Origin of the sequence: Mastigocoleus sp. MO_188.B34, from assembly GCF_030065675.1 — a bacterium.
Taxonomy (GTDB): domain Bacteria; phylum Cyanobacteriota; class Cyanobacteriia; order Cyanobacteriales; family Nostocaceae; genus Mastigocoleus.
The window spans coordinates 109561-132598 of record NZ_JASJDK010000002.1 but is presented as its reverse complement, the minus strand read 5'-3'; the positions used below and the strand labels follow the sequence as shown (position 1 = coordinate 132598).

21 protein-coding genes are annotated in these 23038 nt (G+C 35.5%); 10 read left to right on the top strand and 11 right to left on the bottom strand.

All coding sequences use genetic code 11. The features are described from left to right. Window positions 1–222 precede the first annotated feature (222 nt). From QNJ50_RS01065 to QNJ50_RS01050, 4 genes are all read left to right on the top strand, one after another. On the top strand, window positions 223–573 hold the full coding sequence (locus tag QNJ50_RS01065; protein WP_058182927.1) for an STAS domain-containing protein: 351 nt from the start codon (window positions 223–225) through the stop codon (window positions 571–573). Window positions 574–1026: 453 nt separating this feature from the next. Further along, the gene (locus QNJ50_RS01060; protein ID WP_300631127.1) at window positions 1027–1506 is read left to right on the top strand and encodes a ribonuclease III domain-containing protein; all 480 of its coding nucleotides are present in this window, start codon (window positions 1027–1029) and stop codon (window positions 1504–1506) included. Between the two features lie 69 nt (window positions 1507–1575). After that, window positions 1576–2541, top strand: coding sequence for a 23S rRNA (guanosine(2251)-2'-O)-methyltransferase RlmB (rlmB, locus tag QNJ50_RS01055; RefSeq protein WP_300631125.1), 966 nt, complete (start codon window positions 1576–1578; stop codon window positions 2539–2541). A 170-nt stretch (window positions 2542–2711) separates the two neighbouring features. Next, on the top strand, window positions 2712–3014 hold the full coding sequence (locus QNJ50_RS01050) for a DUF1816 domain-containing protein (protein WP_300631123.1): 303 nt from the start codon (window positions 2712–2714) through the stop codon (window positions 3012–3014). A gap of 72 nt (window positions 3015–3086) precedes the next feature. Here QNJ50_RS01050 and QNJ50_RS01045 read toward each other — a convergent pair whose 3' ends face one another. Both QNJ50_RS01045 and QNJ50_RS01040 read right to left on the bottom strand, forming a co-directional pair. Next, entirely contained in the window at window positions 3087–3908 is an 822-nt protein-coding gene (locus QNJ50_RS01045; RefSeq protein WP_300631121.1) for an alpha/beta hydrolase, read from the bottom strand. Window positions 3909–4107: 199 nt separating this feature from the next. After that, the gene (locus QNJ50_RS01040) at window positions 4108–4308 is read right to left on the bottom strand and encodes a hypothetical protein (protein ID WP_300631119.1); all 201 of its coding nucleotides are present in this window, start codon (window positions 4306–4308) and stop codon (window positions 4108–4110) included. A 106-nt stretch (window positions 4309–4414) separates the two neighbouring features. Here QNJ50_RS01040 and QNJ50_RS01035 point away from each other — a divergent pair, with 106 nt between their 5' ends. Further along, complete coding sequence (locus QNJ50_RS01035; RefSeq protein ID WP_300631117.1) at window positions 4415–5944, top strand: AbgT family transporter; 1530 nt, start codon at window positions 4415–4417, stop codon at window positions 5942–5944. A gap of 60 nt (window positions 5945–6004) precedes the next feature. Here the strand turns inward: QNJ50_RS01035 and QNJ50_RS01030 are convergent, their stop codons facing one another. From QNJ50_RS01030 to QNJ50_RS01020, 3 genes are all read right to left on the bottom strand, one after another. Further along, on the bottom strand, window positions 6005–7015 hold the full coding sequence (locus QNJ50_RS01030) for an RpoD/SigA family RNA polymerase sigma factor (protein ID WP_300631115.1): 1011 nt from the start codon (window positions 7013–7015) through the stop codon (window positions 6005–6007). 161 nt (window positions 7016–7176) lie between these two features. Further along, window positions 7177–7758 (bottom strand): PRC-barrel domain-containing protein, encoded by a 582-nt coding sequence (locus QNJ50_RS01025; protein ID WP_300631113.1) that lies wholly within the window; start codon window positions 7756–7758, stop codon window positions 7177–7179. A gap of 47 nt (window positions 7759–7805) precedes the next feature. After that, entirely contained in the window at window positions 7806–8759 is a 954-nt protein-coding gene (locus QNJ50_RS01020) for a glycosyltransferase (RefSeq protein WP_300631111.1), read from the bottom strand. 891 nt (window positions 8760–9650) lie between these two features. Between QNJ50_RS01020 and QNJ50_RS01015 the strand changes: the two genes are divergently transcribed. The 4 genes from QNJ50_RS01015 to QNJ50_RS01000 all read left to right on the top strand — a co-directional run bounded on the left by QNJ50_RS01015 (window position 9651) and on the right by QNJ50_RS01000 (window position 14339). After that, the gene (locus QNJ50_RS01015) at window positions 9651–10064 is read left to right on the top strand and encodes a hypothetical protein (protein ID WP_300631109.1); all 414 of its coding nucleotides are present in this window, start codon (window positions 9651–9653) and stop codon (window positions 10062–10064) included. A gap of 102 nt (window positions 10065–10166) precedes the next feature. Then, the gene (locus QNJ50_RS01010) at window positions 10167–11297 is read left to right on the top strand and encodes a mechanosensitive ion channel domain-containing protein (protein WP_300631107.1); all 1131 of its coding nucleotides are present in this window, start codon (window positions 10167–10169) and stop codon (window positions 11295–11297) included. 12 nt (window positions 11298–11309) lie between these two features. Then, window positions 11310–12446, top strand: coding sequence for a mechanosensitive ion channel domain-containing protein (locus tag QNJ50_RS01005; protein ID WP_300631105.1), 1137 nt, complete (start codon window positions 11310–11312; stop codon window positions 12444–12446). 102 nt (window positions 12447–12548) lie between these two features. After that, the gene (locus QNJ50_RS01000) at window positions 12549–14339 is read left to right on the top strand and encodes a mechanosensitive ion channel family protein (RefSeq protein ID WP_300631104.1); all 1791 of its coding nucleotides are present in this window, start codon (window positions 12549–12551) and stop codon (window positions 14337–14339) included. 11 nt (window positions 14340–14350) lie between these two features. Here the strand turns inward: QNJ50_RS01000 and QNJ50_RS00995 are convergent, their stop codons facing one another. The 5 genes from QNJ50_RS00995 to QNJ50_RS00975 all read right to left on the bottom strand — a co-directional run bounded on the left by QNJ50_RS00995 (window position 14351) and on the right by QNJ50_RS00975 (window position 20451). Next, entirely contained in the window at window positions 14351–14959 is a 609-nt protein-coding gene (locus QNJ50_RS00995) for a hypothetical protein (protein ID WP_300631103.1), read from the bottom strand. Between the two features lie 83 nt (window positions 14960–15042). Continuing rightward, a complete protein-coding gene (locus QNJ50_RS00990; RefSeq protein WP_300631102.1) occupies window positions 15043–15726 on the bottom strand; it encodes a hypothetical protein in 684 nt (227 codons plus the stop codon). 421 nt (window positions 15727–16147) lie between these two features. After that, window positions 16148–16780: a hypothetical protein gene (locus QNJ50_RS00985; protein ID WP_300631100.1), complete on the bottom strand. Its 633-nt coding sequence runs from the start codon at window positions 16778–16780 to the stop codon at window positions 16148–16150. 1042 nt (window positions 16781–17822) lie between these two features. Then, entirely contained in the window at window positions 17823–18140 is a 318-nt protein-coding gene (locus QNJ50_RS00980) for a hypothetical protein (protein WP_300631098.1), read from the bottom strand. Between the two features lie 535 nt (window positions 18141–18675). Beyond that, window positions 18676–20451 carry a DUF389 domain-containing protein gene (locus QNJ50_RS00975; protein WP_300631096.1) on the bottom strand — a complete coding sequence of 592 codons (1776 nt, stop codon included), beginning with the start codon at window positions 20449–20451 and terminating at the stop codon, window positions 18676–18678. Between the two features lie 597 nt (window positions 20452–21048). Here QNJ50_RS00975 and QNJ50_RS00970 point away from each other — a divergent pair. Further along, the gene (locus QNJ50_RS00970; protein ID WP_300631094.1) at window positions 21049–21519 is read left to right on the top strand and encodes a hypothetical protein; all 471 of its coding nucleotides are present in this window, start codon (window positions 21049–21051) and stop codon (window positions 21517–21519) included. Between the two features lie 112 nt (window positions 21520–21631). Here QNJ50_RS00970 and thrC read toward each other — a convergent pair whose 3' ends face one another. Next, the gene (gene thrC, locus QNJ50_RS00965; protein WP_300631092.1) at window positions 21632–22723 is read right to left on the bottom strand and encodes a threonine synthase; all 1092 of its coding nucleotides are present in this window, start codon (window positions 22721–22723) and stop codon (window positions 21632–21634) included. Window positions 22724–23038: the final 315 nt, after the last annotated feature.

Here is a 23038-nt window from a genome sequence, read left to right as displayed (position 1 = left end):
TAAGAAGGGAGCAAAATCGATTCGAAATAGATATGAGAAATTTATACCAAACTTTAAGGATTGATTACAAATTTCCTCATGACCCCTAAGTGTTTTACTGAAATGTTTTAAATGTTGCCTGCAGTTTACAATCAAGTCTTAAAAAGATGTAGACAAGATGCACAAAAAACATCTATACTGGAGCGTTTGTAATTTAATAAGGAGGGAGTTATTGCTGAGCCACTGAATCTCACCGTTAGCCTGAGAGGTACTCGCGAAGTCAGGGATAGTTCTCAGTTATTCCGCCTCACAGGTTTATTAGATGCTTTTTCCGAGCCAACATTTCGAAAAGTGTTGGGGACCAAAATGGATGAAGGACCAAAGCATATTATTTTGGATCTCTCACAAATCGACTTTGTCGATAGTTCTGGTCTTGGTGCTTTAGTACAGCTAGCCAAGCAAGCACAGACTTCTGGAGGCACTTTTCAAATTGTTACCAATGCTCGTGTAACTCAAACTGTCAAGCTAGTTCGCTTAGAGAAGTTTCTTGCCTTACAACCATCGGTTGACCAGGCTTTAGAAAATATCAAGTAGTTTTACTCCCTTGAGTAAATGCTTAGTATGGCTATCCGATCCCAGAATCTGGATAGCTTAATTTTTTTCAAAATTTCTATCCGATCTAGTATTATGTCTAAAGTTTAATATTGAACTTAATATTTGTGGCTACATAATTATCTAAAAAATTCTGACAAGATTTTGAAAAGATTCTGAAAAGATTTTAAAAAATCTCTGGTAAAGTTCTAAAAAAATTCTGGAATGTTTTTGGGAAAATTCTGGAGATATTCTAGAAAGATTCTGGAAAGATTCTGGAAAGATTTTGGAAATTTATCATCAAAATTTCTCCCAAGTTATTATTGTCGAGCTAAAATAATTTGAAACAACTCTTTTAACTGCGATTATGCTTGGTAGACTGGCGCGGCAGTATTTTAATAATTTTTTTAATCTGACAAACAATCTTCTTGATTTAATTAAAGGAACAGTTATCTTGTGACATTAAAGGGGCAAGAGCACTTGGGGAAAAAAGATGAATCTCCGAGTAAACACTCATCGACGTGTGAAACGCTCGCGAATAAACTAGAGCAATTCTCCAACATGGTAGATCAGTCACAGTTGCAGCGAATTTCTCCCACCGCACTGGCATATTTGGGAGATGCAGTTTATGAACTCTATGTTCGAACTTTTTATCTCATTCCCCAAAAGCAAGCAAAAACTTACCATCATTTGGTGGTAACACAGGTGAGGGCAGAAACCCAAGCTAAATTACTGCGAACGCTCTGGGAGTATTTAACTACAACCGAGTTGGAAATCGTCCGTAAAGGTCGTAACGCGGCTACGGGACGTCCCAAACGTCTAGATCCCCAAACTTACCAACAAGCAACAAGTCTAGAAACTTTAATCGGCTATTTATATCTAACTGATATTCAACGTTTAAACGAATTATTAAACAAACTGAATTTGGAGAACTAAACAGCTGTCACAATCTCGGAAAACTAAATTGATGCATTCGCCTGAGCGGTGTTTCTACTGTGTAGATGTATGACTAACAAATCAAAAAAAATCAAATCGGAACGCCCAAAAAATGGTCAGCCCTTAAAAATTAAGGGTAAGGGGATTGTTTCCCGTAACTCTGGAAAACCACGCAATCATGAATCGAAAAAAGAACGGACTCATGGCGATCGGCTGCAGGAACGAAATTCTAATTTCCAGCCCTCTAACAGGACAACAAACCAAGAAGTTAGGGATAGAGAAAATCAAGATTTGATTTACGGACGTCATCCCGTACTTACAGCACTGGAAAATAAGCGTCTTCTCAATCGTATCTGGATTGCTCCCCGTCTTCGCTACGACCCTCGTTTTCATTCGTTAATTTTGCAGGCGAAGGAAAATGGCAGTATTGTTGATGAAGTCGAACCAAAACGCTTGGATCGAATCACCCATGGAGCAAATCATCAAGGTGTAGCCGCACAGGTTGCACCCCATGAATATCTAGATCTACAAGAATTACTTGAAAAAATAAAATCTGTATCCGATCCCGTAATTATTGCTGCAGATGGAATTACCGACCCTCACAACTTAGGAGCAATTATTCGTACAGCAGAAGCTATCGGCGCTCAAGGCTTGGTGATTCCCCAGAGGAGATCTGCCGGAATTACTTCTACAGTAATAAAAGTTGCAGCAGGTGCATTAGAAAACTTTCCCGTAGCGAGGGTAGTTAACCTACACCGCGCATTAGAAGAATTAAAATCAGCTGGTTTTTGGATTTATGGCACTGATGATTCAGCAAGTCAATCTTTACACACCGTTAATTTTAATGGTGCAATAGTTGTGGTAATTGGTTCCGAAGGAGAAGGTCTGAGTATGTTAACCCAACGCTCCTGCGATTTCTTGGTATCCATTCCGACACTCGGTAAAACTCCTAGTTTTAATGCTTCCGTGGCTTCGGGAATGGTTCTGTATGAGATTTATCGCCAACGTTGGTCAAATACACTACATTTAGATTAATTACAATTGGTTACCCGGTTAAATTTAAGTCAAAAATTAAATTTGAAGCAAAACATTAGTAACAAAAAATGTTTTGAAAAAGTTCGGGTAACAGAGTATAAAGAAATGTAAAAGCAACAACAAAAAATTTAACAAACTCCAACCAGATTTAGTAAGTTGCCAGGAAAACTATGAGTATGATTTGGAATAATTTCAAGGAAGTATTAACCAGTCTTGCCCAAGGTTTTGGTATGGCTTGGTGGGTAGAAGTACATACCCAGACTCCCAAGTGTACCTATTACTTTGGTCCTTTTCTAGATGCAGTGGAAGCAAAAGCTGCAATGAAAGGTTATGTAGAGGATTTAGAAGCCGAGGGAGCAATGGGAATATATGTAAACGTCAAGCGCTGTAAACCAAGTGCACTAACAGTTGCAGATGACTTGGGGGAATGGATTGACCGCAAAGTAAAGCCTGTCTTTAGCGGTCAACTTTAATTTGCTTGATAGGGCTACAAAAAATAGGCAATCAATAGTCCTTGGTTGATGGAAGTATTTTTTCTCCTGAGGCTACTGATTGCAAATTACCAACAGGTTTTCTTCTAACCAATTATCGATATCTTTTAGGACTTGTCCGGGAATTTCCCAAGGGAACAAGTGGGCAGTTTGAGGATAGCATTTATACTTACAATCGGTGAGGTTTTGTGAGGTTTCTAAGCTACTTTGGGCGGTGATATGACGGTCTGCAGCACCAGTTAGCATTAGTGAAGGGGATCGTATTTGGTATAAATCCGGTATTCGATTCCGGTCGGTTTTGATAGCTCTGTTTAAAGCTCGAGTTGCAAAACTAGAAGTTTGTAAATAGGCTGGTACGGCATATTTTGCGATATAGTTATAGGTACTGGGAGTATGTTGATTAATTAGATAACGGAAAAGAGATTTTTTACCAAAAGTTTGAATGTTCCAGTCCCAACCTGGTTTTACATAATTTAATAGTGCAGCGATACCAGTAAATAAATTATCTTGTAAAGAAATTGGTGGATGGTTGCTGCGGGGTTTTGCAGCAGTTGCAACGAGAATTAGTCCCGTTACTCGGTGTGGTAGTTTTAACGCTAATTCGATCCCCACGATACCACCCAAAGACCATCCCAAAATTAGGCATTTTTTTATTTGTAAGCGATCTAAAAGTTCTTCAAGATCCTGTAAATGGTCTATCATTACAAAATCTTGCTTGGTTCGACTTTTTCCATATCCCCGTAAGTCGGGAGCAATGGTTTGAAAGCGTTGTGATAGGTGCTCGGTAAAGACTGACATGCTATTACCAGAACCAGGATGACCGTGTAAGCAAAGAATGGGAAAACCTTTTCCTTGAATAGTAAAGTTAAGGTGCATTGGGGATTAGGGATTGGGGATTGGTGATTGGGAAGATGGATAAGAAAATACAAAAAACAAATTATTTTGAACTAGTACATTTTATAACTCTTATATAGTAAAGGTTTTGGCTAAAGCGAGAAAAAGTGCTAATTTCCTTTGTTGTGAGAGGGTTTAAGTCATTTTGAATTTTGACTTGAATTTGATATCGTACAAAATCCTATTTAAAACCCCTTGATATTTTCTGGGATTTCCCACCCACACTCCCCACACTCCCCACACTTCCCACACTTCCCACACTTCCCACACTTCCCACACTCCCCACACTCCCCACACTTCCCACACTTCCCACACTTCCCACACTTCCCACACTTCCCACACTTCCCACACTTCCCACACTTCCCACATTCCCCCCTCTCATTATTAAAAGGGGTAATCAACCCAGATTTAGTCTCAGGGGTTGACAGTTTACTGGTAAGTGTTAATTGTTAACTGTGAACAATTATCTATAAAATCTGGATTTTTGAATGGAACCAAATACTCAACATAAAAAATCTGGCTGGATAGATCGATTTCTCGCTTTTATCGAAAAATTAGGAAATAAATTACCCGATCCCATCACATTATTCTTCATATTATCCCTAGCGGTAATTGTAATCAGTGCGATCGCAGCTTGGTTACAAATCTCTGTAGTTAATCCAGGAGATGGCAAAACTATCTCTGCAGTATCTTTACTCACCCCCGCTGGGATCCGTCAAATATTTACTAAAGCAGTTGAGAATTTTACTGGGTTCAAACCCCTTGGTATTGTTTTAGTTGCAATGTTGGGTGTTGGTGTTGCTGAATACACAGGTTTACTTTCGGCTTTACTCAAACAATTAGTATTAATTGCACCAGGAAGATTTATTTGTCCTTTTCTTGTATTTGCTGGTGTAATGAGTAACATCGCAGCTGATGCAGGATATGTGGTACTCGTACCCCTGGGAGCAGTAATTTATCTTGCATATAACCGTCATCCCCTAGCTGGTTTAGCAGCTGTGTTTGCAGGGGTCTCTGGTGGATTCAGTGCTAATTTAATTATTAATCCTCTCGACCCTTTACTTGCTGGTCTATCTCAAAGTGCAGCACAATTAATTAAACCGGAGTATCAAGTAAATGCTACCGCCAATTACTACTTCATGGTGGTGTCCACTTTCTTAATTACTGGGATCGGTTGGTTTGTGACCGAAAAAATTATTGAGCCACGTCTCGGTAGTTACAATCGAGAAGAAGAAGCCCAAATGCAGCAACTTACCGCAGCAGAAAGAAAAGGTTTGCGTTGGGCAGGATATACTTTACTTGCATTTACAGTTCTGATTTCGGCGCTAGTATTACCAAGTCAAGGAATTTTACGTGAACCAAAAACATTTACCCTAATTCCTTCACCTTTTATTAACAGTATTGTATTTATTATCGCCTTACTATTTTTGATAACTGGAATCATTTACGGCAAATGTTCCGGCAGTATAACTAATGACAAAGATGTTGCTAAAGCCATGAGCAATTCAATGTCATCAATGGGATATTACATTGTTTTGGCATTTTTTGCTGCACAATTTATTGCTTATTTTTCTTGGAGTAATTTAGGAATAATTATGGCAGTAAATGGTGCAAATTTCCTTAAAGCAACTGGTTTTACAGGGGTGCCATTATTGATATTATTTATTTTAGTAAGTTTAGTGATTAACTTATTTGTAGGTTCGGCATCGGCAAAATGGGCAATAATGGCTCCCGTGTTCATACCAATGTTTATGTTGGTTGGTTATTCACCAGAATTAATTCAAGCAGCTTATCGAATTGGTGATTCCACGACTAATATAATTACACCATTAATGCCGTATTTACCTGTGGTATTAGCATTTGCCCAAAAGTATGACAAAAGTTTAGGTTTAGGTACATTAATTTCTCTGATGTTACCTTACTCAATTGCATTTTTTATTGGGTGGATCATTTTATTTATTGCTTGGTTCGTATTTGGTTTACCTTGGGGACCGGGAGTCACTTCAGTTTATGGCTGAATAAATGAAATTGCTAAGTAAGAAAATAGTAACGATCGCAAAAGTGACATATTTGAGATATTAGTAAGATAGATGACTGTGTATTTTATCTCGATGTCTTCCTAACTTACCGATCGCTTGTTTTTCTAACTGTCGTACTCGTTCGCGGCTCATATCCATATGTTTTCCGACTTGTGCTAAAGTTAGCTCTTTTCCATCTACTAAACCAAAGCGTAAGGTTAAAACTTTCCGTTCCTGAGGAGTTAACTTTAATAACAATTTATTAATGTCTTCACTTAATAATTCTCGGTCAACATAAATTTCACCAGAAAGTCCCTCATCTTTCAAAATATCTTGTAATTCCATATCTCTTTCCGAACCAATCGATGTAGCTAAAGATATTGGTTGACGAATCAAGGACAAATATTCTCGAATTTTCTGTGGTTCTAAAGATAGTGCTTGGGCTATCTCTGCTACCTTTGGAGTACGACCTAATTCTTGAGATAACTTTGTTTGAACTCGCTTAATTTTGGTTAACTTTTCTGTGATGTGAATCGGTAAACTGATGGTGCGTCCTTGTTGGGCGATCGCTCTTGTAATACCCTGACGAATCCACCAATAAGCATAAGTTGAAAACTTGTATCCTCGAGTTGGATCGAATTTTTCTACTCCACGCTCTAATCCTAATGAACCTTCTTGAATTAAGTCTAAAAATTCCATGTTACGCTTCTGGTATTTCTTCGCGACATACACTACCAGTCGTAAATTACTCCGGATCATTTTTTGTTTTGCTATTCGTCCTTGCTCGAACTGTTGTAATAGTATTTCCTGACTCAATTGCATTTTTTCAGCCCACTGTGAAATTGTTGGTTCATAGTTTAATTCAAGTTCCAACTTTTTCTTTTCTTCCAGCAAAAGCATCATCTGTTGAACTTGCTTACCATAATAAATTTCTTGTTCAGTGGTTAAAACTGGTATACGTCCAACTTCACGAAGATAACTTTTAACAATATCATTTGATAAATGATAATGATATTTTTCTCCTGGTTGAGTGCTGCTGACAGAATTACTTTTAGTCTTTGTAACATTCATGATTCAACTGTTTTTTGTAGATAAATTTGATGGTTATTTACAACCAAAATCTGACCTAGAGCGTACAAATTGGTTTTTCTTAGTAGCGCTTTAGCGCTAAAGCGCTATTACAAACAAGTTATGATTTTTCTTACTAACCTACTTATCGCTCTACTATAAATCTATAACGCTGTAGAAGGGATATAGTCTTCCTTAAAAAATTCAACTGCAGAAGTAATTTTTTCAACAACACTCGAGCCATATTTTTGGGCACTTCGAATTGCAGTTTCAAAGGCAATTACTTTTGTATAATCGATACCGATCACATCTGCGGGTGAGAGTTGATAAATTCCAGAGGGCAAACATAAAGAATTCTGAAAAACAAATAGGTAACTAATAACAGAACCCGTTTTTGTCTCAAATTGATAACCGATGGTGCTGCCAATTTTTCGGTCGTTTTCTGTAAATAGTTCGTTACATGCTATGGAGTCAACTAACTCTGATAAATTAAAATTGACTTGACGTTTGGTATTAACTAAAACAGCCTTAGTTCCTATTTTCTCAACTTGTGCCCAGTGAAAATAAGATTGCCTTTGACCAGATTGCCACAATAGCTTACGAGTACAAGTTAGACCTATAACTTTGTGGGCTTTGACATCAAGCCATACTTGGTCTACACGACCAATCTCCTCTTTGCTTTCAATATCGATTACTGGTAGATTTAGTAACTCGCTTCTACGGATTGCTGTCAATTGAATATCCATAAATAACTCGAATATTTTTGAGATCACGAAAATTTATGAGACTAAATTTATGAGACTTTAACTTTCGATTTGACACTAGCCTGAGTTGTTACTAAGCGCCCAAGCCAGTTTTTCAACAGCCCAGAATTACTAGACGTTAATGGGAGTGATGGTTGTTGAAGTAGTTGGATATAAAGCTCGTTTAATTGTGATGCAACTTGCTCCCAACTAAAGTATTCTTCGACCTGCTTCCTTGGGATCTCTGCTAAGTTTTTTTGCCATTCGGGGTTGTCTAAAATGTTATCAATTGTGTTTGCGATTGCACATTTATTCTGTCCTTGAGCTGATAAACCAGTTTCTTGTGAAACAACAGTAAGGTCTAATCCTGGATTAGGAATACAAGCAAGCCTTTTCATGTCAACACTAGAAGGCAGGATCTTGATATTTTTATAGGAAGAAGCCAAAGAATATATATCTTTTTGCTCTTGTGGATTAGTAGCTACAATGTAATCTGCGGTCTGCAAACAAGCTTTCTCTGCATGTAGGCGAATGTTGTTAACACAAGCAAACTTTTCTATTGGTTCATATTTATCATTAGCAAGAGAATGATAAGTATGAATTAGCTTTAAAGTTTGGAGTTTTTTGAGTTTTAAACCAACCCAACCTGAAAGCCAATAATTAGTGTGAACTATTGGATAATAAATACCCGTCTGTTTCTGAAAATCTAAAATTGCATTTGTGAAAGCCGGTAAGTAACCAAAAATCCAATCGCGGGAAATATATTTTTCCGGTCCAGCTTTGAGGCGAATCGTCCGACAGTTAGGTCTATGCTCAACTATGTTTGCTTGGTTTGGGTCAACTTTGCGGGTAAACATATCTACTTGCCAACCTTTTTGAGCTAAAACCTCTCCCACTTGGCGCACATAGATATTTTGTCCCCCACCTTCTTCTGTAGGATTCTCAAGGGCTGGATCGTCATAAACAGAAATTAAAGCAATATGTTGTCGATTAGGGAAAGCCATTGCTTATGCCTTAAATTGTAATAAATTTATTTGTTACGAATATGAGTCGATTTTGGTAAAAAAATACTAATTACTCTAAGAGCAAGCTGCAATTAAATTAAGCAAGCTCAAGAAATTCAGTATTTTTTGACACTCTATTTCCACAGCGAAGTATTAGTCATTTCATAAGTAGCCTGACTAATTCTCACTATTAGTTGGATGATTGCGGATTAATCATCTTGTAGCAATATCAAGAGATCGTAGTTGCGATGGACTAAATCGCCTATTTAGAATAAATCCAAAACTTCCAGGGTAGCCTGGATTTTAGATCCCTTCGCAATCATCAAAGTGTATATGGTTATAATTGGAATTCAATAGATGTCATAATACCCAAGAAATTTAATCTGAGTATCTTGATTCAAACTGACTTTATATATTGAAATATCCACCAAGAGCAGGTAGATAAGCAATCTTTTTGCCGTACAACACCCGGTCTTCGATTTCTTCTCTCAGACGCTGTCGACTATAGGCAAGCAGAAAGTAAAATTCTAATTAAACCCTCTTGTGTTACCCGTTAACTTATCTCTGTTTTCTCCTCCTGTGGAAGATAGTATGTATAAATATTTTGTTCTTCCTAACCTCTTAGTATAGCCGATCTTTACCAATTCCTAATAACTATGTGACACTTTTGCATGTGACACAATGTTTTGATTCTCTAGATGATGTAACAACTTACCCAAAAATAATTCGTAAAGAACTTTAAAAGAAATTACAAACTTAGACAAAAGCAAGGGAAAATTTGTATAGAAGCGCTAACAAGGAACTGGGGTAAATAAAACAGCTACGACTTTTTCTTCACTTTGGTATGTTTTAGCTGAGGGGTTTTTACAAAAAGTGTCTAAGAATTTTTCTGTGTCAAACTCTAATTCATTGGTGAAAATTAGGCGCAGAATATTATTCTCCCTATTTTGGTTCTTACTGCTACTTGTAGTTCCATTTATACAGGCGAGCGCCCGACTGTCTACTACTTACGAGGAAGAAGGTTCAGAACTGCCTTTGCCCCTTAAGGTATATCATCTTACCGTATTGCCCGAAGTATCTGAGCAACGAGTCAAGCTAAATCCTCCAGCAGCAAAGGTTGCGATAGCGATCCAACCGGGAGATGTTGCGATTCGTTGTGGTTATAACTTCAATATTTATACTTGTGTATCAGGAAAAACTCTGAAAATTCATGCCGAACCAGATCGTCCAATTCAGGAGTTTTGGGTACAAAATCCTCTCTCTCATAATGTGCGTATTTCTATTACTGTTTATGAAAATTACTAAGGTTTAAAATCACTGATTGCTTGACAGTTAAGAATTGACCTAACCTCAAGCTCAAAATCATTAGAAAGATTTTTTTAATTCACTATCTTTAGTTAAATAAATATGTTTCTTGCTTTTACAGATGCTCAATTAGCCCTAAGTTTTGCAATCAGTAATTTACCAAGTAATAGTATCTTTAAGATAGCTACGGTTATTTGCTTAGTTGGAATAGTTACAATTGCTGTTAGTATTTTCCTTCCTAAAATTAGTGAATTAGCTATAGAACGCTTAACTTCTCTCCAATTTCAAGAAATTTATCATCAGGTATTGATGCCTTATCAAAATCAGATAATTTTAGTAGTATTACTAACAGTTATTGACGTCATTATTTTAATTTCTCCCTTAGAAGAATGGCTAAAATTATTTGAATTGATATTTGGGTTAGTAATCGCAATTATTGTTATTTGGTTAGCCCTGCGCATATTTAAACAATTTTTTGATGTTTACTTGCTTAATGCAGCCTTGAGGACTCAAAGAAGATTAGATAGTGAGATTTTAATTCTCGCAAAATTTCTGGTCAATGCTACTATCATTTTAATTGTTGTTTTTATATTCGCTCAAACACATCAAATTAATTTAGTTGGCTTGTTAGCAAGTTTGGGAATTGGAGGTTTAGCAGTTGCTTTTGCCGCTCAAAAAACCTTAGAACAATTATTAGGGGGTGTTGTACTTCATCTGGATCGTCCTTTTGCCATTGATGATTATGTACAATTACCCGATCGCACCTTTGGTAGAGTTGAGTCCATTGGTTGGCGTTCTACAAAGATTCGTACTTCTGGTAAAGGTAGTTTAGTTATTATTCCCAATAATATCCTTACTCAGGTCAGCATTGAAAATCTAACGAATGCTAAAAAGGTAATTTCCTTAATTTATTTGACATTATATAAAGCTATATCTCAAGAGGAAAGAGCTTTAATTCGCCAAGTAATTTTGGACAGTACTAAAGATATTTTTGGGTTAGATAATCGTATTACAAAAGTAAATTTTAAAGATATAGTTGATGAGTTAGATCAAAATATTGTAGAAGCACAAGTTACTTTATTTTTACTAGGTTCGGGAGAAATATCAATGGAATTACGCAAGCAACTCCTGGATATCGCTAAACAAAATATTAGTTATAAATTAAAGGAATATGGCATCATCTTTGATATCAAAGAGAAAACTATCAATGTCTCTTCACCTATTAATTTATAAAAATTAAATACAATGGATATAGAATCGATACTAAATGATTTTATTCGTTTTGACGAAGCAACTCAAAAATTTTTAGTTATTCTGGGACTGAGACTAGGAATATTCCTAATACTTGTAATATTTTCTTTACTATTAGGTCGCTATACACTTTTACTTGTTAGGCTGATTGTTAAACAATTATTTCCAAAAAAATACATAAAAATTTACGAAAGTTTACTTGATCCTTTAGGTCATTTAATTAAACTCACTGGTACACTCATTCTGTGGAATTTTTGTTTAAAAATAATTGCTAGTTATCAAAATCTATATCAGTTTTTAAAGTTTTTCATTGATTTGGGATTAATAATCAGTATTGCGTGGTTTGTATCTCGTTTATTTAAACAGTTTGTGCGTATTTATGGAGTTATTATAATTGACAAATTAGGGAAGTCGGCTGATGATTTTATCTTAGTTGGTGAGACTGTTTTCAATGTTATTATTGGGTTCACTGCAATTGTATTTTTTGCTCAAACTAATAATGTGAACTTGCTGGCTTTAATTACTGGCTTGGGTATCAGTGGTATTGCGCTCGCTTTTGCTGCCCAAAGAGTTTTAGAACAATTATTAGGTACAATCGTATTATACTTAGACCGTCCTTATGTCCCAGGAGAATATATCCGCGTCAATTTTAATCCTCATGCTGAAGATATATACGGTCGAGTAGAATCAATAGGCTTGCGTTCGACAAAAATTCGCCTAGCGGCAAAAAATACTCTTTTAATTGTTCCTAATTCTCTTATGGCAACTAAGGATATTGAAAACATTACCAGGGGTAAAAAGGTAATGGTACTACTCTATCTAGATTTTGTTCGAGTATTGGAAGAAAACCAGCAATCTTTCGTGACTAAAGTGATTCAAGAAAGCACTAATGCTGTATTTGGTATCGACCCCGGTAGTACGGAGATTAATTTTTTCCAAATTGACGACAGACCTGGAAGTCGTGCGAGGATAACTTTTTTTATCTTAGGCTCAAGCGAAGATTCTACCCAACTGCGTAAGCGTTTATTAGAGTTAGCTAATACAAAAATTTCCCAAATGCTTGAAAAAAATGGTATGAGATTCTCAATCAGCGAGCCAACAATTTATGTAGATTCACCAATCCCAATTTGATTATTGAAAATTTTGGTTTGTTGACAATTATTTTTTTCAAATAACTTCTTTTGTTCGGTTCAGTTAAATTCTATGATTATTAAACTTCAGTTTTAGTTCTAAATGAAACGTTTGAATAAAATTACCAGGAAAAAAAACTTTTTTAAATTTCAAGGCCTGAAGTTTTTTTTTGCAGTTATAGCTTTATGTATATCACTGTCTATTGTCCCATTTTCAAGTAGCTACGCCCAAGCACCAGCAAAACCTGCACCAACTGTAACTACATCTCCGACTTCTAACCCTGAAGCGATGGGAGTAATACTTGGAGGAGAAAAAATTTTTGATATTCGAGCAGGGGTTGGAGCTTTTACAGCAGAGGAACGTGCTAGAGCAGTAACCAATCGTTTAACTACGATCGCAGAAGATCCAACAATCAAAGTAAACACATTTGCTATAGATGAAAAATCCCAAACTACTAATCTGACTGTAGGAAATCGGGTACTGTTAACTGTAACTGATGCAGATGCTAGAGCTGTTGACCAAACACGACAAGCACTAGCAAAAAGCTATCTAGCAAAAATTCAGACACAAGTAGTTCAGTATCGTCAAGAACGCAGTCCAGAATTTATACGTCAAGGAATTATCAATACTGCGATCGCCACAGTAGTATTTTTGGCAACATTAGTTTTATTTGCTTTCTTGTTTCCCAAACTTTATACCCAAGTTAATACTTTGGGAAGCACGAGAATTCCCGCATTGCGAATTCAAAATTTTGACTTATTACCTGCAACTCGAATTTCCTCTTTACTAATTTCCATACTCAAGTTCCTACGGTGGATTTTAACCTTGGGAGCGTTAGCGGTTTACGTACCGTTAGTTTTAAGTTTCTTTCCTTGGACAAAACAATTTGGGAGACAGGTATTTCGATACTTTTTAAAAGCAGGTATAACTTCTTGGGAAGAATTTCTTAAGTACCTGCCGAATATATTTGCTTTAGGCATAGTTATTTTTGCTACCTTTTATTTAATTAAGCTAGTCGGACATTTCTTTACAGCAATCGAACATGGTAATTTGACCATTCAAGGTTTTTATCGAGAATGGGCGAGACCAACTTATAAGTTATCTGTCTTTTTAATGATCATTTTAGCTGCGGTGGTAGCTTTCCCTTATTTACCAGGGTTTGGTTCTCCAGCTTTTCAGGGAGTCTCGTTGTTTTTGGGTGTGCTTTTTTCCTTAGGTTCCACTGCTGTAGTTGCAAACATCGTTGCTGGGATTATTTTGATTTACACCAGAGCATTTCAAATTGGCGATCGCGTGAAAATTTCTGATGCGGTTGGGGATGTTGCAGAAAAAACTTTGTTAGTGACCCGGATCCGAACAATCAAAAATGTTGTTATCACTTTACCCAATTCCACAGTTTTAACGAGTCAAATAGTTAATTATAGTGCTGCTCAATTCGATCCCGAGCATCCACCGCTAGTGCTTCACACTAATATCACTTTAGGGTATGATGTACCTTGGCGTAAAGTCCATGAAGTCCTGATTGATGCAGCGAAAGCGACACAAGATATTCTTACTGAACCAGAACCTTTTGTATTGCAAAAAAGTTTAGATGACTTTTATGTCAGCTATGAGTTAAACGCTTATACCAAACATCCTGGTATTATGGCACGAATTTACTCGGAATTACACCAAAATATTCAGGACAAATGTAACGAAAGTGGTATTGAAATTCTCTCCCCCCACTACTCTGCAATCAGAGATGGTAATCAAATAACAATTCCAGAAAATTACCTTCCTACAGATTACAACCCACAAGGAATAAGAATTTCTCCTCTAAATGGGATATTTAATTACCTGAATAACCAATCTCAGTCTTCATTTACTCAGGAAACAAATGAAGGAAAAGATTAAGTTTATTTGATTCACTTGAAACTTTTACTAGTTTCTAATGTATTGATTTGCGCTTCTAATCTTTCTATTGTTTCTTGCTGAACTTTTTCTAATTTAACAGTGTAATAACTCAACCAACTAAAAGCACCTCCAGAAATCGTAATTACCCCTAATAAAATTATTGTTAACAATCTCATTTGAGATTTAAGAGCTTTAATTTTTTTGTTATCATCTACCAGCGAGGTTAAAGACTCTTGTTCTGTAGAAGTATTTAATTGTACTTCTTCATTAATGATTTTTGCCTCATTTTCTTTAAAGCTAACTTGCTCAACTAACCAATCAGTAATTAATCGCGGACAGTTACTTTGAAACCAACGTAAAGCGAAAAATTTGAAAGCAGGTTTGGACATCTTAGCAACTAATACTAAGCTTGTGTTAAGAGCCCTGAAGTGGATTTTTTGTTTAATTAGCTTAACTGAACCAATATCATAGAGGCAATCTAAAATATATTTAATAGTTGCCTCTTCTCTTGTAGATAGATTTTTTAGCATCAAGAGAATATCATGCATCCGTTCTTGTTGTAAATATTTATCCTGTAATGATTGAGAAATTTGTACAGAATTCTCTAAAGATGAAGACATTATTTTTAGTCCTTAATTTGCTTTGATAATTATTTATGATTGCAATATTGAAATATAATGAGTGTCAACTCTGCATTCATAATTTAATTATTTTCTTGAATCTTCTTGTTGTCTGGTGAAGATGAAGGAGATTTTTCTGAATTATTTTTAGGCTTTAAATCAGTAGATTTAGGTTTATCTACATTAACACTATTTGATTGTGTCTTTTGAGAATCAACTAATTCTTGTAAAGCTTTCACTAAAACTGTCATTGCTTGTTGAGGTTTATCTAGTTTAGTATTAACCTCTGTTATCTGATTATTGATTTCTGCAATTTCCTTTTTATTTTTTTCGAGTTCATTTTTTAATTGTGGGATAGTATCTTCATTTAACTTGACAAATGAAGTTTGTATTTTTTCTATTTGCTCTAATTTTTCAGGTGTGAAAGCTGCAACTTTTCGCTGTATTTGCAATTGCATATACCAACGTAAACTAAACCACCCGAAAACAGCTGTTAGCCCTAGTACTGTTAATAACCATATAAATGTAAAAAAACGAAGTCGAAATCTCAGCCTTCGATGTATTTTTTCTTGTTCTTTAGATTTTTTTTCTAATGAAGATTGCAATTCTGATATAGTTTTGTTTAAATCTTCTAAATGTTGTAAATTTAGATCGTGTAATTCTCTCATTTCAGTTATTTTTATTATTTCTTGATGAGAGTCTAAAGGAGTAATATCACTAACATAATCTTGATTAAAATCTGATGTGCCCACATCTATATTTTTCATTTTTGCAAAGATTAATTCTCAAAGTGAGTGAGATAAATAGCCTGATACGAAATATATTTATTGAAGGAAATATGTTAATTTTAAACAGAAAAATTATAGTCAGTATCTAAGTCACTACAATTCTTTATATATCTACTTTTAAAGTGTGTTATCTATTCCCAAAACCGATGAAATGTTAACTTTATTATCTTCGGTGATTCATCAGATTATTAGAAATAGTAAAGAAATTTGGCGTTGCTGAATTAAAATATAATTCATTTTTATTGTTTGAGTGACGCCCCCTAAATCCCCCAAATTTGGGGGTTGGGGGGCAAAATCATATCCGTCATCAGCAACGCCAGAAATTTTTTGATTAATTGGGGGTAATTTTACACCCCCCATATTTCTAAGCTTTAAAAACTAAGCTATGGAAGTCTAAAACTTAGAAATTGTAACCAACACCAACAGTTGTATCAAATTCGGTTTCACCTAAGAATAGAACATTGGCTGCAGCTGTACCAGTAAATCTAGGAGTTAGCTGAACATCGACTCCAGCAGTTAGCATTAAATCTGCATCTCCTCCTGAATCAATTGCAACTCCACCACCAGCATAAGGAGTAACTCTACCATTGAATTCTCCCAAATCGCGGTTGATTTTGGTCCAGTCCAAAGTTGCGGGAATACGTACATCGAGATCGCCATTGCTAAATACAGCTGAAGGTCTAACAGATATCGATTTAGAAGAACCTAAATTCAATAGTTTTACCTTACTAATAATTGCAGCATCAACGAAATCAGTATCTCCTCCAATAATACTTCCTAAACCAATATAGTTATCTCCAGGACGTTTTGATTGTTGAGAACCACCAAAAATTTGAGCTACTTGTTTTGAAGAAACTTTAGTAGAAGAAGTTTGAGTGTTTGAAGTTTGAGTATTTGTTGTAGATTGATAAGATTGTGTACTAACAGTTGATTTTTGTTGGTATGGTTGCGATGCTAAAACACTAAAAGATGTTCCAACTACAGCAGATACAGCAATACCAAGAGAAATTAAGAAAGAAGTAGTAGATTTCATGTTTTTAAAGAGAATATTTGTTGATAAATGTGGATAAATTAGTAGTAGATAACAATGTTATTGGAACACAATCACTACTAAAAAAACGATGAAAGAGATATCTGCATCAGTAATTTATTCGCGACTGGCTATTAGCACTTTTCGCAATTAAAATGGGAATTACCTATATGAGTAATCCAATATTAATCAGTATTTAATATTACTTTTCAGGCAGATATTAACTGCATTTACAAGAAATGACTCAATGCAACGATATTAATTGCAATTAATTTTGCATTATTCTCAAGAAAATACTACATAGCAGTAGCTTTGGCAGAATATAAGAAAGGACAATATATTTAATCGAGTATTTATTGACAGTTATATCCGCAACATCTAATTTTCAATGTTTAAGTTATATACTCAAAGCAGAACAATTACGAATAAAAAATCAACTTTACCCGATCTAATCGTTGTTTGCCCGTTAAATTAGTTATTGGTTTTGAGGAAATTCTTTTGTAATTTCAACTAATAAATTTCTTATTTCTAGTTACAAGACTTACTCAGAATCGCAAAACACAATTACGGTGTTGTTAAGCAACATCCGGTCTCGGTTTCTTCTCGCAAACATTGCTAAACCATATGTACCTTTGAAAGATTAATCTTCAATCAATGTGGTACTTACTTGTGCTTCACTTTTTTTACCGCCTCCTTTGCGGGGGTTGCTAATACTATAGATTGCTCTCTAATATTTAATATTACATTGCCTGCAAAACTATATTTATATGTATGTGCCACTTTAGTAAGTGATATATATTGCCAAGGGGATAAAAATGCTTTCAAAAATCTATTCCTGAATAATACTCTTAGCCTTTGTTATCGCGTTGTTTTTAAACAATGCAAAAGATTGTAAACGTTGAAATAACTATAATTTATTCTTCTTTAAGACTTAATTATACATGCAGCCAATCAATGTATTTTTGCTGTCAAAAGGTCTGAGATTAAAGTGTAGTAATGAATTAGCGGTACCAAGAATTCCATTGTCTATTTTGCTTGGGTCTGTTTAATTGAGGAAATAATGGATAATCCATCCACTCAATAAACCCACTTCTAGGATTAAAGATAGGACAATAAAAGTATAAAATTTGCTCAGCCTATATTCTAAAGCTGTAGCAGCTAGAAACAGAATGCCAGTAAAAATAAAAGTGCAAGTTAAAGTAATCAACAAGCCATTAGTCCCATTCATGTAACTACCCATTGCTCCCAGCAATGCTATTCCTAATCCTCTAAATGTTGCCCAGATAGTTGAAATTAGTATTTTAAAATTGAGTTCATCTAATGTTAAAGCTGATTCTGCTTGGGATTGAGAAGCTGGGAGCATCCACTTTCGGCAGATATATTTTTTAGACCAACGATATGATTGGATTTGGGGTCACCAATAATTATGTTTCTTCCAAAAGTAGATGCTCCCTCAAAATGCTTTTAATCTACCGATTAGGTGTATATTTACTTAACAAAAAGTCAACATACATCGAATACTTATTAACTCGTTTAGAATTAAAAAATATTAAACTTTATTCGATTGTTAGGAAATAACAAATAATTAAATTTATATAGTTATCGTAATTAAAACTATTTTGAATTATTTACTCTTGCAAATAATCTAAAGATTCACGAAGTAAATGATATTCCGGTATAATGTAGATCTTCTACCCAAAGTTACACAAAATCTCAGAAAATCAGTATTGAAAAAGTGAATAAGAAAAAAGAGATATATAACTTTACATTTAAGCTATGCAAAGAAAATATCCCCTCTTTTAAAGTTGAGCTTCTATAAATTAAGTTCCCAGAATAAACTTGTATTTATTAGTGCATAATCCTAAGTAATAGATTCGTATTGAGAAATAAATCAAGAATTAGAGAACGGAATTATCAAAAGATTGGGCGACAAAAGTCTGATTTGAAGATTTTGTCGTTAATCGGAGTACTGCATTAAATCGAGAAGTATCTCCATTTACCATTATTATTCTGTCAGCTTTGATTTGCCGTTTTGACTCTAGATATTCCTTTATTGCTTGGAAACGAGCAAGTAAAATTTCCTTCGGTTCGTCAGCTTGTTTGTGAGTAATTACTTGTAAGCGTAAAGCCGACTGTTGTTGTAAAATATTTGCGACTCGATCCAACTTTTCGATGTCTACTTGAGTCAGTTGAGATTCATCACGGGTAAATGATATGTCTCCCAACGCAGGAGAAATTCTATTCATGCGAACTATCGCAGATGGATAAGCCAATCTAGTTTTAATGTCATCTGCTAATAACAACTGAGCATCTGAACTAATGTCACGTTCGCTTAAATATATGACCCTAACTTTTAATGGTGTAGTGGGAGTGGTAGTAAGTTCATAATTAACCATTTCAGCTGGTGGTGGTAATCGCAGATTGCCCATAGCTGTTTGTATTTCTTGAGCAAAATTAGCATGTAATTGAGCAACTGTAACAACGACTGGTTCTACTGTTTCTGGCTTCTGTTGTGGTAAAGAGCGAATCACTTCATTGGATGCTGTAGGAATTTCAATTAACTTGAGGGCTAATAATTCTGGTGGTTTATTCAAACGCCAAGCAAGTTTTTTTACATAACTATTTTGTTCTTCTGGTGCGTACAACTTACTAGTAAAAACCTGAATTTGAACTAATAATCTCTGCTCTTTTATCCGCGTTTCCATCCCACCAATAAAAGAACGCGGTTCGCCATTTGGTAACTGAGCAAAATTTTCTTGCCATACTTCCCTTACTGCTGAATTAATCGAGTTTTCCTCTTGTTGGCGCGCAACTTCTTGCTTCAGTTGCCTAAATGATTGATTAAGAGGAATAAAAATTGCAACTATGGTAAATAAAATCAACATAAACCGGGCTGGAAGCGTACCAATTTTCTTCAGTTTCTTGGAAGCTGGTAAACTTCCCAGCATGTTTCGCATCCAGATAGTTTCCTTATCTTGTTGACGCCATTTCCTGATACTTTGTGTTGCACGGGCGCTATCAACATTCAATGCCAGAAAAACTATCATTGCAGTGAAAGTGATGGCTACTAAATTGGTAAAAAATAATAACCCACCACCACTAGCAACCTGTAATCCATTAGTAAAACCTTGACTCGCTGCAATTCCTAAACCGTAGCCCACAACGCATAATGGTGGCATGAGAGCAACAGCGATCGCAACTCCTGGAATAGAAGTAACAACACCCTTGGGTTGTTTGCAAATTGCTACAGAACCAACACCACCAGAAAATAAAGCCACAACTAAATCTAAAAGATTCGGGCGAGTGCGGGCTAAAATTTCAGGTGTCATTTCCTTAAATGGAAGTAACCATACCAAAAACAATGCAAATGAAATAGCCACACCGCAACTCAAAATTAGCTTAATTAGTGCCCGCCAAGCTAAAATAACATCACCTGCTGCTAGTGATAATCCATTAGCGAGAATACATCCCATTAATGGTGATATCAACATTGCACCAATAATTACAGCGGGGCTATTGAGTACCAATCCCAAAGTCGCAATTCCTGCAGCAAACAGAACTTCAACCCAATAGCTAACATCTTGTAAACTTACTGATTTGTATATGTCTGTATAAACCTGTTCTTTACGAACTGAACTTACACCCAAGTTATCAGATAACCAGTTTCGAATCATAGCAAGTAGCTTATTTGAATTATTATTTAAATTATTAGAGTATTTTTGCTGAGTCATTATATTTTTGGTGAATCAGAAATTCATCATCAATATTCCAACAGTAGCAACCCTAATATTTTTATGATGTATCAATCCAACTAGTTATATCTTAATAATAATTAATTAATTAATTAATTAATTGATTGAAAATGAATTATTGAGAGTTCAAAATAATTATTGAAAACATTATATTGAAAGTATCAAAGTCAAAACCATAGAATTACAAACTATATTGAATTAAATCATCAATTAAGTGATTAAATTTCTGCGTACAGACTTTACATTCTACTTTGGTGATTTGTATAATTTTTGATGTCTATGATACTTAATAACTATTGTAGGTCTTGTAATCGATAAAGATATTTTTGATTTCAACTTCTCGTTAAAGCTTTGAAATTTTGTTTTATACTTTATCAAAGTTTAAATAACTCCAATAGAATATCTTAAAATTACAATTTTACTTATTAGTTATTTTAAAAATTTTTGAGCTTCATGCCAGGTTGAATTCTGGCTTTTTGTGAGAGAATGCAAGCTAACATAATATAGATGTGGATTTTTATGAGTCAAGACTTAACACAGAAGTGGTTAACAGAAATTCAGAAATTGAAACAAGCAATAATTGATTTACAAACCCAACTGACATCGGCTTGGGAGAGTTCAGAGAAATGGCGTAAACTTTATAATACCGAAGCGGAACAACGTCGTACAGACGTACAACTATTTCAACAAACTATAGGTTCTTTAAAGTCGGAAATTCAACAAATAAAAGGTATCGACGATGGAAAGTTACCAGATGCTCAAACAGCCACAAAAATTCAGGATGAAGTAGAACAACTGAATTCAATTAAAGAACTGAAAGTTAAACTAATCGGTGTGATGAAAGAACGCGATCGCTTACAGCAAGCTTTAAAAACGGAACAAGAAATGCACATTCAAACCCGTAAAAGCCTTACTACAGCTTTGGGCGATGCGATTGATGGTTTTAAACAACAGAAAACTAAAGTTAGTACTGGGAGGAGCGAACAGTAAGCACCAACCTTTGGGGTTTGGGTTATTAAGAAACTATTAGCATAAAGACAAAGAAACCGTTAATTAACCTTAGATATTATACGTAAAGTACGCATTTACCTATCGCTAACACTCAAAATCCCATAGCTTCAGCAACAGATTTGATATTTGCTGGTATACCTTTTTTAAACTGGGGATTACTATGATTAATTGCTGTGTCTGGATCTTTTAACCCATTTCCCGTCAATACACAAACTACTGTTGCTCCAGTAGGTACTTGGTCTTTTACTTTCAATAAACCTGCTACAGAAGAAGCGCTTGCAGGTTCGCAAAAAATACCTTCTGTCGATGCGAGTAACCTATAAGCATCAAGAATTTCTTCATCGCTTACAGCATAGAAACCACCCATACTAGCTGATTTTACCGCAACAGCTTTTTCCCAACTGGCTGGGTTACCGATACGAATTGCAGTAGCGATGGTTTCTGGATTCATAACTCGTTCACCTTTAACTAAAGGTGCAGAACCTGCAGCCTGAAAACCCAGCATTTTGGGCAAACGCTTGCATTTTTGGGCTTGATGATATTCACAAAATCCCATCCAGTAGGCAGAAATATTACCGGCGTTACCAACTGGGATACATAACCAGTCTGGAACATCACCCAAAGTATCTACAATTTCAAAAGCTGCCGTTTTTTGTCCTTCTAAACGATAGGGATTAACAGAATTGACCAGAGTAACGGGGTAATTACGGGCAATTTCTTGGACGATTTCTAAAGCTTCATCAAAATTACCCTCGATCGCCAGTACTTCAGCTCCGTAAAGCAAAGCCTGTGCCAGTTTTCCCAAAGCAACATAGCCGTCCGGAATCAAGACAAAAGCTTTCATTCCCCCACGCTTTGCATAAGCTGCTGCTGCTGCTGAGGTATTTCCGGTACTGGCGCAAATTACTGCTTTTGCTCCTGCTTCTTTGGCTTTAGAAATTGCCATTGTCATCCCTCGGTCTTTAAAGCTACCGGTGGGATTGAGACCATCGTACTTAACAAAAACGTTTACTTGTCTGCCAATATGTTTTGCGATCGCAGGAACTGGGATAAGGGGAGTATTACCCTCTAACAGAGTTACTACCGGAGTTTCTTCGCTTACAGGCAAGTATTCACGATATTGCTCTATCAATCCACGCCACGGTTGGCGTTGAGATGTCGCAGCAGACAGGCTTAAAGTCACGGTTTTTAATAGGCCTCTTAATCAGAAATTAAAAACTTTAAATAAAAAATGCAGGCAGTTGTTACTTATCTTGAAATCTAAATCTTGAATTTACAAGATGGAACTACAAGACGATTGCCGCTTTAATTATCAAGCAATGCAATATATTATTGTATCCTTTAATATGCATAGATCAACAGCCAGGATTTACATTATTCAGGATTTAATATTTCTCAAGATTTAATATTTTTCCAAATCTGTTAATTAATCTTCCGTTAACTAATCTTCCATTCAGTTCCATAGGATTTAGTTTTGCTCCTACAGTTTCATTTCTAT

Bases quoted from the DNA above. Each gene is read 5' to 3' on its own strand.
- QNJ50_RS00975 (WP_300631096.1), bottom strand. From the start codon at position 20,451: ATGATTCGAAACTGGTTATCTGATAACTTGGGTGTAAGTTCAGTTCGT.
- QNJ50_RS01005 (WP_300631105.1), top strand. From the start codon at position 11,310: ATGGATATAGAATCGATACTAAATGATTTTATTCGTTTTGACGAAGCA.
- QNJ50_RS01045 (WP_300631121.1), bottom strand. From the start codon at position 3,908: ATGCACCTTAACTTTACTATTCAAGGAAAAGGTTTTCCCATTCTTTGC.
- QNJ50_RS00990 (WP_300631102.1), bottom strand. From the start codon at position 15,726: ATGAAAAATATAGATGTGGGCACATCAGATTTTAATCAAGATTATGTT.
- QNJ50_RS01010 (WP_300631107.1), top strand. From the start codon at position 10,167: ATGTTTCTTGCTTTTACAGATGCTCAATTAGCCCTAAGTTTTGCAATC.
- QNJ50_RS01030 (WP_300631115.1), bottom strand. From the start codon at position 7,015: ATGAATGTTACAAAGACTAAAAGTAATTCTGTCAGCAGCACTCAACCA.
- QNJ50_RS00970 (WP_300631094.1), top strand. From the start codon at position 21,049: ATGAGTCAAGACTTAACACAGAAGTGGTTAACAGAAATTCAGAAATTG.
- QNJ50_RS01040 (WP_300631119.1), bottom strand. From the start codon at position 4,308: ATGAGAGGGGGGAATGTGGGAAGTGTGGGAAGTGTGGGAAGTGTGGGA.
- QNJ50_RS00980 (WP_300631098.1), bottom strand. From the start codon at position 18,140: ATGCTCCCAGCTTCTCAATCCCAAGCAGAATCAGCTTTAACATTAGAT.
- rlmB (WP_300631125.1), top strand. From the start codon at position 1,576: ATGACTAACAAATCAAAAAAAATCAAATCGGAACGCCCAAAAAATGGT.
- QNJ50_RS00995 (WP_300631103.1), bottom strand. From the start codon at position 14,959: ATGTCTTCATCTTTAGAGAATTCTGTACAAATTTCTCAATCATTACAG.
- QNJ50_RS00985 (WP_300631100.1), bottom strand. From the start codon at position 16,780: ATGAAATCTACTACTTCTTTCTTAATTTCTCTTGGTATTGCTGTATCT.
- QNJ50_RS01025 (WP_300631113.1), bottom strand. From the start codon at position 7,758: ATGGATATTCAATTGACAGCAATCCGTAGAAGCGAGTTACTAAATCTA.
- QNJ50_RS01000 (WP_300631104.1), top strand. From the start codon at position 12,549: ATGAAACGTTTGAATAAAATTACCAGGAAAAAAAACTTTTTTAAATTT.
- QNJ50_RS01050 (WP_300631123.1), top strand. From the start codon at position 2,712: ATGAGTATGATTTGGAATAATTTCAAGGAAGTATTAACCAGTCTTGCC.
- QNJ50_RS01035 (WP_300631117.1), top strand. From the start codon at position 4,415: ATGGAACCAAATACTCAACATAAAAAATCTGGCTGGATAGATCGATTT.
- QNJ50_RS01020 (WP_300631111.1), bottom strand. From the start codon at position 8,759: ATGGCTTTCCCTAATCGACAACATATTGCTTTAATTTCTGTTTATGAC.